The following is a 591-nucleotide window of genomic DNA, read 5'->3' as shown; positions in this document are numbered from 1 at the left end:
AACGTGTTTGGCTAAGGCACGCCTTCAGGTGTGGTTTAGGTTTTGTTGTGTGAAGAGTTTTACCATTTATTAGAGTTGACAATTATTGTTCTGCCGTCATCCATAAATAGTATTTCAAAACTCTTGAACCCATAGTCTTTAACTAAAATGTTTGCTATTCCAGCTTGAGAAAACTGCGTTAGGAGAAAATCGTTCTCTGAAGTTTCCAAGTGCACTTCACTCTCTTTAAATTCTTTTTTTAGGAGTTTGGTGTATGTCGTCTTATAGTCCTTTGGAGTTAGTCTAACTGCGTAGGAGATACTATAATCTCCAAAGTCATAAATTGAATTAGTACCCCGCTTATTTATCAGTTCAGCCGAATCTGGAAGCCGTAAACTCGTATTTTCCTTGTAATCGTTGAAATAGAACTTATCTGTTGGGTAAAAATCTATAAATAAGAAGTAAAAAAGAACCAGGATTAGAAAACTGGTTATGATAACCGAAGTCTTCTCGCTCGCTTTCTTTCTAAGAAATTTATATGCTACCCAGATCAAGATGAGTGGAATTCCGACAAAGATAAAAGTCACGATAAGGATAGCTACTAAGTAAAAT

1 protein-coding gene is annotated in these 591 nt (G+C 35.5%); it reads right to left on the bottom strand.

Features of this window, described 5'->3' with window-relative positions:
- Window positions 1-59: 59 nt before the first annotated feature.
- On the bottom strand, window positions 60-591 hold a 532-nt coding region (locus tag DXT99_RS26780), incomplete at its 5' end, for a cytochrome c oxidase subunit II (RefSeq protein ID WP_220273461.1).

The sequence above is a fragment of the Pontibacter diazotrophicus genome, assembly GCF_003367245.1.
GTDB classification, from domain to species: domain Bacteria; phylum Bacteroidota; class Bacteroidia; order Cytophagales; family Hymenobacteraceae; genus Pontibacter; species Pontibacter diazotrophicus.
This window is presented reverse-complemented; position numbering and strand designations above follow the sequence as displayed.